Below are 16450 nucleotides of genomic sequence, written 5' to 3' on the forward strand. Positions count from 1 at the left end.
TGTCGGCACCGAACTCCGTAAGGACGAAAACGACTGGCAGACAGCCTCGTCGGGCCACGTGGTGTCACTACGGCGGCTGGAGCACGACATGCGGCGCATCGGTGATCTGCTCGACCAGGAGACCAATTCCGCGGCGCGCCCGCCCCCCCGCCCCCCCCCCACCGCCGGGGTCGCGATACTCAGACCGCATTTGAGCAAGTCGGCGCTGAGATCGATGGTTTCGGAAAGAATTCCACCGCCCGCCTTTTCCGCACGTTCGGCCGGTCCGTTCTCCGACTCGCCTTCATCGGTGGAACCCTTCTCACCGCCGAGCGGATACTCGCTCGGTGCCGCGTATGCGGCCGGTACCGCGAGCGAGCTCGTCAGCAGGGCGGGGGCGACGGTCAGCGCCGCGGCCGCGGATACGGCGACGAACACGGTGCGCAGAGGTTTGCGCGGGGACATATCGCATCACATCCTCGGGTCGGTCCAACTCCTCGCCCACAAGTAACGCATACCTTGGTGCCCCACCAGCGCATTCACGCTCGAGCGCGCGGGGTGAGTTGTCCGCTTCCCGGGGGCGCGGCCGCGACCACGGGTCCGGGTGGAGTGCCCGACGGTGACGAATGCCGCGCAGCCGGTTGCTCATCGCCCTTACCCGCAGCCGGGTGAGGGGTTGTCCCGAGGATCAGTTCCCGGGGACGCCGGCCAGTTCGCGTTCTTCCGCCGCGGGGCGGGCGGCAAACGGGCATTGCCAATCGGCGGGTTTGGGCCGGCCGGAGTAACGGCGCGCTTCGGAGAGCTTCTCGTACTCCAGCAGGTTGGGGTTGATATCACCCTGCAGCGTGATGTCCTGCTTGCGGATCTTCTCCGCCAGCCTGTCCCACATACCGGCCGCTTTGATCAGCCCGAACTGTTCATGGGAGTTGAACGCCAACATCGGGAACGGCGGACGGCGGCCCAGCCGCTGATGCGTCTCGTGCAGCCCGATGACGAAGAACGGGTGGCCCGCCACGCTGTACCCGAATTCGCCGGACTGCGGATCGGACGAATACCCGGTCGCCCACCCGTACTTGTCCGCTTCTGCCTCGTGCAGCAGCTGCAGGTGCTGCCACAGCAGCTCCTCGAAACGCAGCTCGTCCACCCCGCGGGGCTGCTCGAAGGTTGCGATGAAGCTGGTGAACTTGCGCGGGCTCCAATACGCGGCCCCGACGTATTCGGCAAGATCGAGTGCCAGCAACCGGGCCGAGTCCTCGTCGCCCATCAGGTCGTAGTGGCGGTGGGTGATACCGCCCCGGCGCCAGGCGGAGCGGCCCGCCAGACAGGCGAACCGGTCTCCGAGGAGGAATTTCTCCAGCTCAGCTCGCGCGTCCGTCGTCAATCCCGGTGTTCCTTTCAACCACGTATCTCCGTTCGAAGGACGGGCCCGCGATTCACCCCGTGAATGCACCCGTCCTCGACCGCACTGCGCTGCGATCTTGTCAGTCGATCGGCGCAATGCGCGAATCGGGTGAATCGTGCAGATCGGCACCCGATAGCGGCCGCCCTGCTACGGGGCAGCAAACAGTCATGCGGACATGCCGCGAATCACAGCAGTGGCGGGCCGTATCCGCCGGTGCGCGATCCGCGACATGCACCGGCCCGCCCGGTTGACCTGCTGCTTCGTGGTCGAGAGTCGATGCGCCGGACTGGGCGCCTACCCGAACCGGCGATCGCGGCCGGCTCGCCGACGGGCGTAACCGGCTCGGTATCGGCACCGCCGTCCGATACCGAGCGTTCAGGCAGTGACCACCGAGCGTTCACGCAGTGACCGGTGCGGTGACCGCGTCGGCCAATCGGATCAGATCCGCGGGAGCAACTTCGATTTCCACTCCACGCTTACCCGCGCTGCAGAACACCGTTTCCCAGTTCAGCGCCGAAGCGTCCACCACGGTCGGGAGACGCCGGCGCTGCCCCAGCGGCGAAATCCCGCCGAGCACATAGCCGGTGCTGCGTTCGGCCTGCGCCCGGTCCGCCATCGTCGCCTTCGGGACCCCGAGCGCGGCGGCCGCCGCTTTCAACGACAAGGTCTCGGGGACCGGCAGCACCGCCACCGCGAGCGATCCGGTGGACAGCTCCAGAATCAGCGTTTTGAAGATCCGCCGGGCATCGGTGCCGAGCCGCGCGCGTAGCGCTTCGACGGCCTCGGTGCCGTAGGAGTCGCTACGCGGGTCGTGGTCGTAACTGTGCACAGTATGTCCGGCCCCGTCCGCGAGCAGCGCGCGGATCGCCGGTGTGGCGCCTGCTGCCATGGTCAGCACCCTAACCCGGGAACACTTCGCGACCGGTGCGGGTTGTACGCGGCAGATGAAGCGCATCGGGCGGGCCGTCCCGGCCACCGGTGCCCAACCCCGTAAGAGCGAAGGAGCGACGGTGCCCGTTCTTGTCGAACAACGCCCGATCACCGCAGATCCGGCCCCGGCGCGCACGCGGTTCTTCTCCGAGTTCACACTCCCGGTAGATTTGGCTGGTGAACCGATCGAAGGGACACGTGTGACGAGCGAGGACGACGTGGCGACCGGAACCGGCGCCGACGAGCGGCCTGCCGAACAGCCGGAAACCGGCGCCGAACTGGACCGGCGGTTCGAGCGGGACGCGCTACCCATGCTGGACCAGCTCTACGGTGCCGCGCTGCGGATGACGCGTAACCCCGCCGATGCCGAGGACTTGGTCCAGGAGACCTATGTCAAGGCCTATGCCGGATTCAAATCCTTCAAAGAAGGCACCAACCTGCGGGCCTGGCTGTATCGGATCCTCACCAATACCTACATCAACTCCTATCGGAAGAAACAGCGCCAGCCCGCGCAGTATCCGACGGACGAGATCACCGACTGGCAGCTCGCGGCCACGGCCGAACACAGCTCGACCGGTCTGCGCTCCGCGGAGGTCGAGGCGCTCGACGCACTCCCGGACGACGACATCAAGGCGGCCCTCGTCCAATTGCCGGAGGAATTCCGGATGGCCGTGTACTACGCCGATGTCGAGGGATTCCCGTACAAGGAAATCGCCGACATCATGGGCACACCGATCGGTACGGTGATGTCCCGGCTGCACCGTGGCCGGAAACAGCTGAAGGGTCTACTCGGCGATGTGGCGCGCGAACGAGGGTTCAACCGCACCGCCGAGTCCGCCACCGAGGTGCGCCAGGAGGTCAAGCAGTGAGCACCGAGCACGATTCCGATATGGAGCTCGACTGCACGGCGGTACTGGCCGATGTCTGGTTGATGCTCGACGGTGAATGCGACGACCGCACTCGCGAGCGGCTGCAGCACCATATGGACCACTGCGCGCCCTGTATCGAGGCCTACGGTATCGAAGAGAAGATCAAGAGCCTGCTCAGCCGCAAATGCGGCGGCGACAAGGCGCCGGATTCGCTCCGCGAGCGTCTCATGGTGGAGATTCGCAGCCGCTCGGTGACGATCACCACCGAGGAGAGCCCCGCCGAATAGGCCGCCTCGCCGGAGCCGGAACACCGCAGACGAAACAACCCGCACTCCTGGGAGTGCGGGTTGTCTGTTTTTGTGCCTGTGCCGGCGGCTCAGGCGTTGGGACGTTTGCCGTGATTGGCTGCGTTGCCCTTACGGCTGCGCTTCTTGCGGCCACGCTTACCCATGGGTAGCTCCCTCCTGGGGATGTTTCCCGCGACTGCGGGGAGTAGATACTGATCCCGGCCATTGTTTCACGTGTGATTGGCTGTACCGACGGCGGTACATCGGGCCGTAGGACCCGATACCGGAACGAAGCTGACGAACGAGGTGTCATGGCCGAAGAAGTGCGGGCGGAAATGGTCTCCACGGTGCTCACCGTCGAGGTCGCGGTGGGCGACCAGGTCGCCACGGACCAGACCCTGGTGCTGCTGGAATCCATGAAGATGGAGATTCCGGTGCTCGCCGAGGTCGCCGGTGCGGTGTCCTCGATCGCCGTCGAACCCGGCCAGGTCCTCCAGTCGGGCGACCTCATCGCCGTGATCGATTGATTTCTGCGGCCGCGGGCCCGCGCGGGTTGTCCTGCCGGGGGCCGGGACTATGCGTCGCGGTAGAGCTCGGCGACCGCGGTGAAGGCCTCCTTGGGTTCCCAGGGCATATCCGGGTACGTTTCGCCGCGGCCGTCCGGTAGGACTTTGACGATTCCCAGGCCGGCGAGATCCAGATCGTCGCGAGGGTCGCCGGTCGTGCGGTGGGGGTAGTTGTACAGCGCGAAAAGGAAGACGAAGGTGCTGTCGACGCCTTCCGAATCGAAGATCTCCAATAGTTCGCGCAGGTATGTGGCTTGGCCCGCTTCGTCTCGTTCGTATTCCCCGTCGAGGCGCAGCGGCTCGCCGTGCGCGTCGTATTCGACGATCTCCATACTCCGCGGCGCCACCGCGCCGGCGCCGCGCCAGGTGGCCGTACCGAATCCCGTGACGGCCACCGGTTTTCCCTGGGCGACGAGGTTGCGTACACCGGCTCGGAACTGGTCGGCCACCTCGGCGGAGCGGATGAGTTCGACGGCGAGAAAGTCGAACGGGGTCCAGTCGATATGTTCGAACGGTATGCAGGCGTAGGTGACCTTGCCGTGGAAGTGTCCACGGATCACCGGTAAGGCGCTGTCGAAGAAATCGCCGAGCCGGGTGCTCACCTCGGCGAATCGTTCGGCTCGGCGGTCCGGATCGCCCAACAGCAGGCCCAGCCGTTGCTCCACACTGTCTCCCGGGACGAAGTCGCGGTTCATGATGCTGAGTTCGACCCCGGCGACGAATACCACCTCGGCGCCGGTCCGGCGGAGCCGCTCCGCCCGCTGCGCGCAGTCGGTGAACAGCGTCAGTATCTCGTTGCGGTTCAGCTCCAGCGGGTAGGGCGAGAACCAGACCTCGAGCCCCAGTTCGGCGGCGCAGCGGGCCGCGAGTTCGAGCCGGCCGGGGTCGCCACCGACGATCTGGACGGCATTGCAGTGCAGGTCGTCGCGGATGATCGCGAGTTCACGCGCGACCACTGCCGGGTCGAAATCCGGCCGCGAGATCCGGCCGCCCCGGATGAATCCGGTGTCGTATGTCATTCCTCTGCCGCGCATCCGCACGCTCCATTCGGTTGATCGCCCCCGACGAACCATAAGCAGGAAAAGTGCGTGCACGCAAGTTTGCGTACGCGCAGTTTCTGTGCCAAGCTGCCGCTGTGACGGGGCAGGTGGGATTACGCGACCGGAAGAAACAGGCCACGCGTGCGGCGCTGCGCGAGGCGGCACTACGGCTGGCGCTCGAGCACGGGCCGGGAAACGTCCGGGTAGAGGACATCGCCGCAGCAGCAGGTGTTTCACCGCGGACCTACAACAATTATTTCTCCAGTCGCGAACAGGCGATCGTTGCAGCCGTCACCGCCGAGCGGGAAGCTGCGGTGGCCGCATCCGTGGCGGCCCGCCCGGCCGGAGTGCGCCTTGCCGAGGCCGTCGTCGAGTCGATCGTCGATCGATATACCGACGCCGGGGAACATGCGCGCGACGGTCTGTTGCTGATCACCACTCATCCGGGATTGCGGGAGTCCTTTCTCGCAACGACCGGCGCGATCGAACACCCGCTCGCCGACTCGATCGCCGCTCGACTCGGCGAGACCGGCGCACCGACGGCGCGTGTCCTGGCGGCAAGTGTGGCCGCGGCCGTCCGCGTCGGCCTCGAGCAATGGCTGCAACCGGTCGCCGGCCCGTCGGCCGAAACCGGTCTGGTCGTACCGTCCGGTCCGCTCGCCGACGTCCTTCGCGCCGCCCTGGCCCCCCTGGAACCGGCCTTCGACGCGGCCGAGCGGGGGCACCCGGTCGCTGAACCGGTGACCGGGCCCCTGGAGCAGCGGCCATAGAACTCTGCGTCGCCGTGACCCCGGAATCGCGGAACCCGGTCGCTCGCCTTCGCACCGGCCGGTGGCCCGGATACCGGAAAATCTGTGCACGCGGAGCTCACGCGGGCGATGACCAGGCGGTCGACGGATGCCGGGTCCAGATCACGGGACCGGGCGACTCTACCGATCGAATGGTGGTCCACCGGCCGCACACGCGCCGCGCGGCCTCCACGCAGTAGATCAGTGGGTGCCGGAACTCCACACGTGGCGGGCACGCCAGAATTACCTCATGTCCACACTGAGTGATCTGCTGGCCGAACACACCGATCTCCCCGGGGTGGCGGTGGATCATCTGCAGCGCGTTGTGGGGGACTGGCAGCTGCTCGCCGATCTTTCGTTCGCCGATCTCCTGCTCTGGGTCGGTGCGGGCCCGATCCAGGAGGGCGCCGATATCGTGTGTGTCGCGCAGTGCCGGCCCACCACCGCTCCTACCGTCCATCTGGCGGATCTGGTGGGGTCGGTTGCCCGGCGGGCGGACCATTCGCAGGTTTTCGATGCGCTGACCAGTGGGGAGATCGTGCGCACGGATGCCGAGGGGGAGGCGGCGGGGGTGTATCACCCGTACCCGGTGCAGGCGATCCGGGAGGCGATACCGGTGCGTTGCGGTGACGATGTGATCGCGGTGCTGAGCCGTGACACCGACCGGCAGCGTTCCCGGGTGCGCAGCGGCCTGGAGATCGCCTATGTCGCGTGTGCCGACGACCTGTGCCAGATGATGGCCGACGGGACCTTCCCGACCACCGAGGACCGTGCCGCGACCCATTCCAGTCCGCGGGCCGGGGACGGGTTCATCCGGCTCGATACCGACGGCATCGTCACCTACGCCAGTCCCAACGCCCTGTCGGCGTATCACCGCATGGGTTTGCAGGCCGATCTGGAGGGACAGGATCTGGCCATCACCACGCGGTCGTTGGTCACCGACCCATTCGACGCCCAGGAGGTGGTCGGCGATATCCAGGCCGCGCTCGCCGGGCGCACCGGGCGGCGGATGGAGGTGGAGGCGCGCGGGGCGACCGTGCTGTTGCGCACCCTGGTGCTGCGCCCGCACGGTGAGCTGGCGGGGGCCGCGGTACTGGTGCGCGATGTCACCGAGGTCAAACGTCGTGACCGCGCACTGCTGAGCAAGGACGCCACCATCCGGGAAATACATCACCGGGTGAAGAACAATCTGCAAACCGTGGCGGCGCTACTGCGGTTGCAGGCGCGGCGCACCGAGAACGAGGAGGCGCGGGTGGCGCTCACCGAATCGGTGCGGCGGGTGACCTCGATCGCCTCGGTGCACGAAATGCTGTCCATGTCGGTGGACGAGGAAGTGGATCTGGACGAGGTCGTGGACCGGCTGCTACCGATCATGGCCGATGTCGCGACCGTGCACACCGCCCGCATCACGGTGCGCCGGTCGGGTTCGCTGGGAGTTTTCTCGGCCGAACGCGCGACACCGCTGGTGATGGTGCTGACCGAACTAGTGCAGAACGCCATCGAGCACGCCTTCGACGGTGGTCAGAACGGTACGGTGACCATTCGTGCCGAGCGTTCGGCCCGTTGGCTGGATGTGATCATCAGCGATGACGGGCGGGGGCTCCCGGCCGGGTTCAGCCTGGAATCGTCGGACAGTCTGGGACTGCAGATCGTGCGCACGCTGGTGACCGCGGAACTGGGCGGGTCGATCGGATTACATCCCGGTACCGATATCGGGACGGATGCGGTGCTGCGGGTGCCGCTGGGGCGCCGGGCGGCACGCTGATACCCGACGGAAACTCGCCGGTTTCAATTATGCATACCGCCGATCGGCAGTGGTCGGAAACACCGATTATTTCTCGGGCGACTTTCCGGCAAATTGCGGATTTACCTCGGTCCCGCGGGTCTCGATAAATTTCGGCCCGGCACCAGATTCACTGGTGCCGGGCAATCCACGACTCCCCGGGCCGGGCTGGAAATGGTCCGGTAGTCGCTTCCCCGCGTTCTCAGACAGCCGTACGAGTGCGGGTGCGCGCATTGCGACGCTTGAGCGCGCGCCGCTCGTCTTCGCTCATACCGCCCCATACACCGGCGTCCTGCCCGGAACCCAGGGCCCAGGACAGGCATTCGGCGGTAACGGGGCAGCGGGCGCAGACCAGCTTGGCATCGGCAATCTGCGCGAGCGCAGGACCACTGTTGCCCACCGGGAAAAACAGCTCAGGGTCCTCATCGCGACAGATGGCCTTATGGCGCCAGTCCATTCCTTCTGCTCCTTTGTAGGGCGCCACAGGGCGCCGATCGGTTGCTGGATCGTTCACTTGTGCGAACTGAATGTTTCCGCACGGTTGCTTGTGAATGCTTTCACGAACACCGTAGATGTCAATAGGTATCCGACGCACCGTGGGGAAGCTCACGCACTGAAGGCCCCACTGGGAGACCTGCCGCAGTCCTTTTTACTCGCCTACGCCGGTTTCCGCAGCACAAACGGGATCTATTTCCCGGATGTGCCACTTCATACCGGTCGTGGAGCGACCACATCGAGGACGTCCGGTACAGCGGTGAAATCCACCACGTCGCGCCTGCCGATGAAGTCGCCGTCGATTTGCAGGCCGATCGGCTCGGCACTCGATATGCGCACCGACGGGACGTCGTCGTCACGAAACAGCTTCCGCGACTTCGGCTCGGAGTGTGGCGACAACAGTTGCGTCGCCAGCCGCAGTGTAGGCAGTAATGCCATGGTTCGCACGGCGAACACACCGAGACCCGATTCGAACCTGGTGCCGGGATTGGTACATACCGGTGTGGCATTCAGATAGGTCCACGGACTGGTATTGGTGACGAATGCGTAATGCACACCCGAAACGGGTTCCCGGCCCGGCACGTGCACGGTGACTTCCGGTTGCGCTCGTTTCGCGCGGAAGAACTGCGCCACGGTGGTGCGTACATAGCGAGCCGGCGTCGCCGCGCGCCCTTTGGCCCGCGCCGAATCGATGGCGGCGCACACCTCTGCGTCGAGACCGACCCCCGCGCTGAAACAGAACCACCGGTCATCGGTGATACCCAGCCCGATACGGCGATCTCCGTCACCGGCTTTGAGAAGGTCGATCAATTGATTGGTCGCCGCCACCGGATCGGATTCGATACCGAGTGCGCGCGCGAACACATTGGCCGAACCGCCGGGAATGATGCCGAGCCGGGGCCGCCACGCCTGCCCGTCGTCGACCTGCGGCAGCGGTACGAAACCGTTGATCGTTTCGTTGACCGTCCCGTCGCCGCCGTGCACCACGATGAGATCCATCTCATTGGTCGCCGCCCATTGCGCCAATTCGGCGGCATGACCACGATGCTGGGTATGCGCGACGGTCAACTGCGTTCGGCTCTCCAGGGCGTGCGCGAGCAGGTCACGGGTAGCCGCCGTGGTAGAGGTCGCATTGGGGTTGACGATCAACAACGTCCGCATGGGGTAATTCTGGCCCGCCCGCGGCATCCGGGTCCAAATGGCGCGGACTCGCCGCTGCCGGGCGCGTTCGTGGCGGGTCGTCGCATGGTGAACCGGGCCGGCCGGGGCCCGCGGATGCCGGCCCAACCCGCGCCCGCCGGCATCGGGAAAACACAACTTAAGCTGGCGGGGTGGTCGAGCGAAAAGACGTTGGTGTGCCCGGGACCGTGCGCGGCGCCGGTGGGCTGGTGACGCTGGAAGGTTCCGTCGCGGTGACCGTGGCGGTGGTGCTCGTGGTGCGGGCGCTGCTGGGGCACGAAGAGGACGCGATCAGCGGTTACGGCACGGCCATGTGGTTCGGGATCCTCGGCGGCGCGGTACTCGCCTCCGGGATCGGCTTGCTGCTCGGCCAGCGGTGGGGACGGGCCATCGCGGTGATAACCCAGCTGTTGCTGCTGCCGGTGGTGTGGTCGTTGCTGTTCGGGTCGGGACAGCCGCTGTACGGGACCCTGCTCGGTGCGGTGGCGCTCGGCGCACTGGGTCTGTTGTTCGCTCCGCCCACCTCGCGCTGGGCCGCCCAGGAGTACGGGGTCACGGGCGAGGAGTGAGCGTTGCGGCCCGGACAGTGCCGGATACGGACCGCTACCGGTCCGAGCCTGCGGTCGCGGCCAGCTCGGTCAGGGCCGGGCCGCTGAGCCGGTAGCCCACCCAGTCGTCCTGGACCTGGGCACCCAGGGATTCGTAGAAGCCGATCGACGGCGTGTTCCAGGTCAGTACCGACCAGCTGACCCGGCTGTAGCCGTGGGAGTGTGCCTCGTGTGCGAGGGCGGCCAGCAAGGCCCGGCCGAGCCCGGTACCACGCGCCTCCGGAGTGACATACAGGTCTTCGAGGTAGATCCCGTGGACGCCGTCCCAGGTGGAGAAGTTCAGGAACCAGACGGCGCATCCCGCGACCGTGCCGTCGACGAGCGCCACATGGGCGAAGACTGCCGGATCCGGGCCGAACAGTGCGGTATGCAATTGCTCGGCGGTGAGCGTGCACTCATGCCGTGCTTTCTCGTATTCGGCCAGGTCGTAGACGAGGCCGACGAGTGCGGGTACGTCGCCGGGTTCGGCGCGGCGGATCACCGGGTCGGCAGTGTGGGGCACGGAAACTCCTTGTGTGGTCGAGCGGCGGACGGGGTGGGGCGGGAATCGCGGAGGTACGTTGCGGTCGGGCCGGAACGGCAGCGGTGACGCATCAGGGCGATCATCGAAATACGATCCGGGGCTACCTCATGCCGTGCCGGGGCGCAGATTGTGTGCCCACAGCGTGGGGTCGTCGTGCTCGTAACCCAGGACGCTGACCGCGGCGGTCGCGAGCGCGAACCGGCGGCCTTCCCGAACCGGGAAACCGAGCCAGCGGGCGATGAGGGTGCGGGAGAAATGCCCGTGTCCCACGAGGATCACATCGCGTTCGCCGAGTGCGGTCGTCGCGGTCCCGAGCACCCGATCGGCCCGCGCACCGACCTCGGCCGCGGATTCGCCGCCGGGTACCGTCCCCGTCCAGATGGTCCAGCCGGGGTCGCCGGCGCGGATCTCCGCGGTGGTCCGGCCCTCGTGGTCGCCGTAATCCCATTCGGCGAGGTCCGGCTCGATCCGGATGCCGGTCAGCCCGGCGAGTTCGGCGGTTCGCCGGGCGCGGGCGCGCGGACTGACCAAGATCAGCGGGTTCCGCAGGCCCAGGGCGGCCACAACCGGCCCGGCAGCTCTGGCCTGGCGTTCACCGGCCGCGGTCAGCGGTAGATCGGTGCGGCCGGTGTGGCGATGCTGTACCGACCAACTCGTCTCCCCATGGCGGAGCAGGACCACACGGGCCTTATCGGATCCGGGCATACGCACCATGATGCCCGGATCCGAATCCGGGTGACCAACCGATCGGGTCGGCGTCCGGCACGCCATCGCGGCTGCCGTTACGGCAACCACAGCGCTGATCTCGGCCGGGCACCGTCGATCGTGCGCGGTCCGAACCGACATCCCGTCGTTACTGGTGGCGCACATGGCGGCTGGCCCGACCGTGGGTGCCGTCGTGCCGCGTCGGGCGCGGGGCCCGCGCTTTCCGGGAGGCGGCAACGCCGCCGGTCTCTGTCTTCTCCCTCTGGGGCGCGACGACGTCGGCATCTGCACATCGGGTTCCGGTCAGCGCGATCCGGCCAAGGTGAGGATCGCCAGGGGGATGGGGCGCTCGGTGGTGGCCTGGAAATCGGCGAGCAGGGGATTGTTCGCCAGTACCCAGGCGGCGAACTCGTCATAGGCGGCGCCGGTGAGGACACGCGCCGTGGCATGGTGCACATGATCGCCCAGTTCCACGATCACCGCCGGATCCGCCTGCACATTGTGATACCAGGCCGGATACCCGTCGTCGACGAGCGAACTGATGTAGAGGGTTTCGCCGCGATACAGCGCCGCCAGCGGGACCACATGCCGCTTACCGGTTTTCGCGCCCGTTGTGGTGAGCAGCAGCAGTGTGGCATCGGCATAGGCGCCGCCGACGCGCCCCCCGTTCGCCCGGAATTCGCGGATCACCTCGGTGTTCCAGACCGCCGGATCGTCTTCGGTGTACTGGTTCCACGGCGCGTCGGGATCGTTGTAGCGGGTGCTCTCGGCCGCGGGGGCCGCCTCGGTGGGCCGGGCTGCTTCTGTCATACCGGCAGTGTGCCCGCCGGTACCGACAAAAATGTTTCACCGCAGTGGTTTTGCGGGCCGTTCCGCCTCGGCGTCGCCGGTTTCGGGGGCATCCGGATCGGCCAGTGCGACCAGTACGCCGTCGCGATGTTCCAGAACCGTATTGCCCAGCACCGCGAGCGAAATCGGGCCGCCCCGATAGTCCGGCCGGTCCACCGGGATCCGGGTGACCTCGGTACCGTCGGTGGAATCGAGGGCCGCGATGGCGCCGGGTACCGGAATCAGGAGCCGGTCGGCCATCAGCACGGGCGCGCCGAGCGCGTCGGCCGCGGTCCACATCGGTTCGAAGGTACTGGCCTGCAACGCGATCACGCTGTTACCGGTGAATACGAGGAACGCGGAACCGGCCCGCGTGGTGGTAGTGGTTTCGTCCAGTGGTGCCGAGAGTTCCTGCACCACCAGGGGATTGCCCTTGGCGTCCAGGATCGTCAGGCGAGGTGCGGCCGCGTCGGGTCCGACGGTGCCCGGCTGATAGACCGCGATCCGGTTGTCGGAGACCGCGATAACGCGCGCCTCGGGCGAATCCGCGCCGGGACCTTCCAGAATCCGGGAACCGTATTCCTCCGGCACATTGTCGTCCTTGGGCGCGGGCGCCAGCACGGTGAGCCGCCCGGCCGGATCGCCCGGGCAGCGTTCCAGTACCACCAGCCGCGACGAACTCGACGCCGCCGAGCGCAGCTCGCAATCGTGCCGCGGCTGGGTCTTCCAGTTCTCCTTGGCGTCCACATAGCCGTACTCGAGGGTGCGGACGAGATCGGAGCGCCACACTTCGAGCCGCTGCGGCCCCTGCGCCACCACGTAGGTGCCGTCGACCGAAAGGCGGACCCGATCGTCCATATAGCTGCTGCGGGCGGTGCGGCGGCGGCCGTCGGCGCCGGAGAGCATGGTGGTCTCGCTGCAGCCGCGCTCACTGCGGTAGACCGCGATCACCATGCCGAACTGTGCTTCGACCCCGCACAGCGGCAGATCGCGGCTGTACCGCCACACCTGTTCACCGGTCCGCCGATTGTGACCGATCACGGTACTGCCGTCCGCGGTGACGACTACCCCCTCGGACGTGAGCGCGCGGCTGGTCGCGGTATCGGGTGCACGCCACAGTTCGCGCAGTTCACCGGGAAGTTCACGGGCCGCCGCGGGTGGGCGCGCGGGCTTGTCGGCGACCACCGATTCGGTAGCGGCGACATCGCTGCTCATCCATGCCGCGATCACCGCGATCACCACGACGACGGCGATCGCGGCAGCGGTGATGACATCGGCGCGCGTTCGCCGCTCAGGTGCGAGCACGTACGCGAGCCTAACGGATGCGGCCCGAGCGTCCGGACGGTGTCGGCGGCCCCGGCCGACCGGCGCCGCACGGGACAGGGGTCGGGCCGGCGGTTCGGTAACCGCCGGCCCGAGTCCGTGTCCGGCTGCTCGTCACTCCGCTGTCGATACGCCGTTCGATGTGGCGCGCACGCCGGCTTCCGCCGAAGCCGTGCGGGCCGAATCCTCCGGCGCCCCGTTTTCGTCGCCGGCGGCCTTGTCTGCCGGTTTCCGGCGCCGACGGCGCCGGGCAGGTTTCTCGGCATCGGCAGCATCGGCAGCATCGGTGGTGTCGCCGGTTTCCCCGGCTCCGGTCTGCTCGGCGGTCTCGCCACCGTTCGCGTCGGCCGCCCCCGTGTCCTGACCCGTATCGTCCGCGGCGCCCTCGCCGGTGGCGGAACGCCGCCGGCGACGCCCGCGGCGCGCCGGGCTCGGCTCCGCGTCCGTCTCCGTGCCGGACGGTGCGTCGGTCACCTCGGGAGTGGTCTCGGCGTCGGTCGAATCGGCTGTGCCCGTACCGTTTTCGAGAGATTTGCCGCCGCGTGTGCGTTTCCTGTTGCGTTTACGCGGTGCGCGCTCCGGTCGCTCGACCACTACGGCGTCCGGGTCGCGTTCCGGTTTCTGCGCGCCGACCGTGCCGGTCACACCCTCCGGGATCCCCAGATCGGAGAACAGATGCGGCGACCGCGAATACGTTTCCACCGGTTCCGGGATTCCCAGGCCGAGCGCGGCATCGATCGCCGCCCAGCGGGTGAGCTCGTCCCAGTCGATCAGCGTCACCGCCACACCGGTGCGGCCGGCCCGGCCGGTACGGCCGATGCGGTGCACATAGGTTTTCTCGTCCTCGGGGCACTGATAGTTGACGACGTGGGTGACATCGTCGATATCGATACCGCGCGCGGCGACATCGGTGGCGACCAGGACGTCGATCGTGCCCTTACGGAATTTCGCCAGTGCTTTCTCGCGGGCGATCTGCCCCAGATCGCCGTGCACCGCGCCGACCGCGAAACCGCGTTCGCCCAGTTCGTCGGCGACTTTCTGCGCGGTCCGCTTGGTGCGGGTGAAGATCATCGTGGCGCCGCGGCCCTCGGCCTGCAGAATCCGGGCGACCAATTCACCTTTGTCCAGCGCATGGGCTCGGTACACGAATTGGGCCGTGCGATCGTGGACCGCCGAATCATGCGGTTCCTCGGCCCGGATATGAGTCGGTCGGGTGAGGAAAGTCCGGGCCAGCGTGATGATCGGACCCGGCATGGTCGCCGAGAACAGCATGGTCTGCCGTTTATCGGGCACCATGCCGAGAATGCGTTCGATATCGGGCAGGAAGCCCAGATCGAGCATTTCGTCGGCTTCGTCCAGCACCAGGACGCCCACTTTTCCGAGAATCAGATGCTGCTGATCCGCGAGGTCCAGCAGGCGGCCGGGAGTTCCGACGACGACATCCACGCCCTCGCGCAGGGCCGCGATCTGGGAATCGTACGGACGACCGCCGTAAATGGAGGTCACCCGCAGCGGTCCGCGTTCGCTGCTGACGTATTTCGCCGCGTTCTCCAGGTCCTTGGTCACCTGCAGGCACAGTTCGCGCGTCGGCACGATGACCAGGGCGCGCGGGGTACCGTCCAGCGGGGTGGTCCCGGATTCCACGGTGCTGATCCGATGCAGCAGCGGAACCCCGAACCCGAAGGTCTTGCCCATCCCCGTGCGGGCCTGGCCGATGAGGTCCTCACCGGCCAGCGCCAGCGGCAGGGTGAGTTCCTGGATTGCGAAAGTACGTTCGATACCCATCTCGCCCAGGGCGCGGACGATTTCCTCGCGCACCCCCAATTCGGCGAAAGACGGTGCGGTATGTCCGGCGTCCAGCTCGGCTGTCAGCAGCGTTTCCGCCAGACCCGGTTCCGGTTCTACAGTGATCTTGCTCAGGTTCGTGCCTTCCCTCGTATCGCGCTACACGCGCACGAGGCGTGGGGCGGACCGGTCGGCCCACGACAACCACGGATCCGCCCTGCGATATTCACCCGGGCCGCCGCCGGATGTCGGCAGGTGCCCGGATGACGGACAGCGAAGCTCGGACATCGGCGCAGCGCATCGGTGATGCGGATCTGGTGCGCGCACATTTTCCGTGGACCCCGCAGAATTCCTCGCTACCGCTCCGCCCACCCGCGGTGCGCGACTTTCGGCGCTGCCGATTCCAACGGATCGACCGAAATTCTTCGGATGTCCGTTCGCGATTGTAGCTGTGTTTATCGGCGCCGCCTCCGGCGGCGCGGGTTTTGGCCGCTGCGTTGATCTGCGCCGCCTCCGGCGCCGCCGGTTTCGGCCCCGCAGGTCCCTGCTGTCAGCACTCGACACTCGCGCCTGCGGCGCATCGCATCGAGCGCTGACAGCAGGGACGGGCCAAAACCTTTCAGGGCCTCGCTGAACTCGGCACCGCCGTGGGTCGCCTTTTCAGGGGCATCGGGGCATCCGCCTCGGCAGGGTCGGTGGTGATTCGTGACACATCATTGCAGGCCGGCCTCTGACCCCGGCCGCAGCGGCTTCCGCGGAATTGGTGGGTCGTGCTCACACAGAAGTGGATCGGAAACTATGCGCCCGCGTCCGGCCGGGTAGCGGCGCCTCTGGAGCAAGCGTCTCGCCGTACCCGCAAAACCGCTGCTCGGCGAGTGATGGGCGTGGATCGTGAGGCCGCCGAACCGCCATCGCGAGGAACCATCACAGCCGGACCTGCCGAAACCGTGTACCACCCGGTGCCGAGTCCGGCGAGGCACTCGAAGGGTCGGTCCGCGTGAGGGGGCCGGACCCCGGCGTGCCGAAGGCGCGCCAAAATAACACCGTGAGTATCGCTGATCGAGGTATTGCCCTGGCGGATCGTGCCGTGCGCGCGGTCGATCCCGAGGGTGAGGTGACGCGGGCGGTCGAACGGGCCGCGCGTAATGCGTGGGCGCTGACCTTCGGCGACGGAGTGGAGGGGCGGCGTCCCACACCGGCGACGGTGCTGTGGGACGAACCGCACCGGCAGTTGCGGCGTTTCGAACCGGCCCCCGTGGCCGGGCGGGGCCGGGAGCGGCCGGCGGGTGGGCTGGTGCCGCCGGTGGGCCCGCCGGGCCCGGGGTTAGGTGTGCCGGCCGGGGAGAGTGTGGGCGGAATG

Annotated in this window: 18 protein-coding genes and 1 pseudogene; 7 read left to right on the forward strand and 12 right to left on the reverse strand. The window is 67.5% G+C overall.

Going from position 1 to position 16450, the window contains the following annotated elements; all coding sequences use genetic code 11:
- From QH195_RS20890 to ybaK, 3 genes are all read right to left on the reverse strand, one after another.
- Positions 1 to 444: hypothetical protein (locus QH195_RS20890; protein ID WP_280436682.1), on the reverse strand; the 444-nt coding region annotated here is incomplete at its 3' end.
- Positions 445 to 667: 223 nt separating this feature from the next.
- Positions 668 to 1360 (reverse strand): guanitoxin biosynthesis heme-dependent pre-guanitoxin N-hydroxylase GntA, encoded by a 693-nt coding sequence (gntA, locus tag QH195_RS20895; RefSeq protein WP_280436683.1) that lies wholly within the window; start codon positions 1358 to 1360, stop codon positions 668 to 670.
- A gap of 418 nt (positions 1361 to 1778) precedes the next feature.
- Positions 1779 to 2270 (reverse strand): Cys-tRNA(Pro) deacylase, encoded by a 492-nt coding sequence (gene ybaK, locus QH195_RS20900; RefSeq protein WP_280436684.1) that lies wholly within the window; start codon positions 2268 to 2270, stop codon positions 1779 to 1781.
- Between the two features lie 241 nt (positions 2271 to 2511).
- Here ybaK and QH195_RS20905 point away from each other — a divergent pair, with 241 nt between their 5' ends.
- A complete protein-coding gene (locus QH195_RS20905) occupies positions 2512 to 3180 on the forward strand; it encodes a sigma-70 family RNA polymerase sigma factor (protein ID WP_432278261.1) in 669 nt (222 codons plus the stop codon).
- Between the two features lie 20 nt (positions 3181 to 3200).
- Entirely contained in the window at positions 3201 to 3467 is a 267-nt protein-coding gene (gene rsrA / locus QH195_RS20910; RefSeq protein WP_280424687.1) for a mycothiol system anti-sigma-R factor, read from the forward strand.
- An 89-nt stretch (positions 3468 to 3556) separates the two neighbouring features.
- On the opposite strand, the gene QH195_RS35270 is transcribed toward rsrA, so the two are convergent.
- Positions 3557 to 3631 (reverse strand): 50S ribosomal protein bL37, encoded by a 75-nt coding sequence (locus QH195_RS35270; RefSeq protein ID WP_022597109.1) that lies wholly within the window; start codon positions 3629 to 3631, stop codon positions 3557 to 3559.
- 147 nt (positions 3632 to 3778) lie between these two features.
- On the opposite strand from QH195_RS35270, the gene QH195_RS20915 reads away from it, so the two are divergent.
- Positions 3779 to 3994, forward strand: coding sequence for a biotin/lipoyl-binding carrier protein (locus QH195_RS20915; RefSeq protein WP_280424684.1), 216 nt, complete (start codon positions 3779 to 3781; stop codon positions 3992 to 3994).
- 47 nt (positions 3995 to 4041) lie between these two features.
- Here QH195_RS20915 and QH195_RS20920 read toward each other — a convergent pair whose 3' ends face one another.
- Positions 4042 to 5067 carry a hypothetical protein gene (locus tag QH195_RS20920; RefSeq protein ID WP_280436685.1) on the reverse strand — a complete coding sequence of 342 codons (1026 nt, stop codon included), beginning with the start codon at positions 5065 to 5067 and terminating at the stop codon, positions 4042 to 4044.
- A gap of 101 nt (positions 5068 to 5168) precedes the next feature.
- Here QH195_RS20920 and QH195_RS20925 point away from each other — a divergent pair, with 101 nt between their 5' ends.
- Positions 5169 to 5843 carry a TetR/AcrR family transcriptional regulator gene (locus QH195_RS20925; protein WP_280436686.1) on the forward strand — a complete coding sequence of 225 codons (675 nt, stop codon included), beginning with the start codon at positions 5169 to 5171 and terminating at the stop codon, positions 5841 to 5843.
- A gap of 268 nt (positions 5844 to 6111) precedes the next feature.
- The gene (locus QH195_RS20930; RefSeq protein WP_280436687.1) at positions 6112 to 7626 is read left to right on the forward strand and encodes a sensor histidine kinase; all 1515 of its coding nucleotides are present in this window, start codon (positions 6112 to 6114) and stop codon (positions 7624 to 7626) included.
- 220 nt (positions 7627 to 7846) lie between these two features.
- On the opposite strand, the gene QH195_RS20935 is transcribed toward QH195_RS20930, so the two are convergent.
- Both QH195_RS20935 and QH195_RS20940 read right to left on the reverse strand, forming a co-directional pair.
- Positions 7847 to 8101, reverse strand: coding sequence for a WhiB family transcriptional regulator (locus QH195_RS20935; RefSeq protein WP_033243220.1), 255 nt, complete (start codon positions 8099 to 8101; stop codon positions 7847 to 7849).
- A gap of 251 nt (positions 8102 to 8352) precedes the next feature.
- Entirely contained in the window at positions 8353 to 9300 is a 948-nt protein-coding gene (locus QH195_RS20940) for a diacylglycerol/lipid kinase family protein (RefSeq protein WP_280424545.1), read from the reverse strand.
- 170 nt (positions 9301 to 9470) lie between these two features.
- On the opposite strand from QH195_RS20940, the gene QH195_RS20945 reads away from it, so the two are divergent.
- The gene (locus QH195_RS20945) at positions 9471 to 9887 is read left to right on the forward strand and encodes a hypothetical protein (RefSeq protein WP_280436688.1); all 417 of its coding nucleotides are present in this window, start codon (positions 9471 to 9473) and stop codon (positions 9885 to 9887) included.
- Positions 9888 to 9921: 34 nt separating this feature from the next.
- On the opposite strand, the gene QH195_RS20950 is transcribed toward QH195_RS20945, so the two are convergent.
- From QH195_RS20950 to QH195_RS20970, 5 genes are all read right to left on the reverse strand, one after another.
- Positions 9922 to 10407 (reverse strand): GNAT family N-acetyltransferase, encoded by a 486-nt coding sequence (locus tag QH195_RS20950; protein ID WP_280424546.1) that lies wholly within the window; start codon positions 10405 to 10407, stop codon positions 9922 to 9924.
- A gap of 147 nt (positions 10408 to 10554) precedes the next feature.
- Entirely contained in the window at positions 10555 to 11154 is a 600-nt protein-coding gene (locus QH195_RS20955) for an acid phosphatase (RefSeq protein ID WP_280424543.1), read from the reverse strand.
- 303 nt (positions 11155 to 11457) lie between these two features.
- Positions 11458 to 11964 carry a nitroreductase/quinone reductase family protein gene (locus QH195_RS20960; protein WP_280424542.1) on the reverse strand — a complete coding sequence of 169 codons (507 nt, stop codon included), beginning with the start codon at positions 11962 to 11964 and terminating at the stop codon, positions 11458 to 11460.
- Between the two features lie 36 nt (positions 11965 to 12000).
- Positions 12001 to 13287: an Rv3212 family protein gene (locus QH195_RS20965; RefSeq protein ID WP_280436689.1), complete on the reverse strand. Its 1287-nt coding sequence runs from the start codon at positions 13285 to 13287 to the stop codon at positions 12001 to 12003.
- 132 nt (positions 13288 to 13419) lie between these two features.
- Positions 13420 to 15192, reverse strand: coding sequence for a DEAD/DEAH box helicase (locus tag QH195_RS20970; RefSeq protein WP_432278845.1), 1773 nt, complete (start codon positions 15190 to 15192; stop codon positions 13420 to 13422).
- A 943-nt stretch (positions 15193 to 16135) separates the two neighbouring features.
- Between QH195_RS20970 and QH195_RS20975 the strand changes: the two are divergent.
- A pseudogene (locus QH195_RS20975) lies at positions 16136 to 16450 on the forward strand (hypothetical protein); the annotation flags it as partial.

Source organism: Nocardia carnea (assembly GCF_029868855.1).
GTDB lineage: Bacteria > Actinomycetota > Actinomycetes > Mycobacteriales > Mycobacteriaceae > Nocardia > Nocardia carnea_A.

Bases quoted from the DNA above. Each gene is read 5' to 3' on its own strand.
- ybaK (WP_280436684.1), bottom strand. From the start codon at position 2,270: ATGGCAGCAGGCGCCACACCGGCGATCCGCGCGCTGCTCGCGGACGGG.
- rsrA (WP_280424687.1), top strand. From the start codon at position 3,201: ATGGAGCTCGACTGCACGGCGGTACTGGCCGATGTCTGGTTGATGCTC.
- QH195_RS20915 (WP_280424684.1), top strand. From the start codon at position 3,779: ATGGCCGAAGAAGTGCGGGCGGAAATGGTCTCCACGGTGCTCACCGTC.
- QH195_RS20920 (WP_280436685.1), bottom strand. From the start codon at position 5,067: ATGCGCGGCAGAGGAATGACATACGACACCGGATTCATCCGGGGCGGC.
- QH195_RS20930 (WP_280436687.1), top strand. From the start codon at position 6,112: ATGTCCACACTGAGTGATCTGCTGGCCGAACACACCGATCTCCCCGGG.
- QH195_RS20935 (WP_033243220.1), bottom strand. From the start codon at position 8,101: ATGGACTGGCGCCATAAGGCCATCTGTCGCGATGAGGACCCTGAGCTG.
- QH195_RS20940 (WP_280424545.1), bottom strand. From the start codon at position 9,300: ATGCGGACGTTGTTGATCGTCAACCCCAATGCGACCTCTACCACGGCG.
- QH195_RS20955 (WP_280424543.1), bottom strand. From the start codon at position 11,154: ATGCCCGGATCCGATAAGGCCCGTGTGGTCCTGCTCCGCCATGGGGAG.
- QH195_RS20960 (WP_280424542.1), bottom strand. From the start codon at position 11,964: ATGACAGAAGCAGCCCGGCCCACCGAGGCGGCCCCCGCGGCCGAGAGC.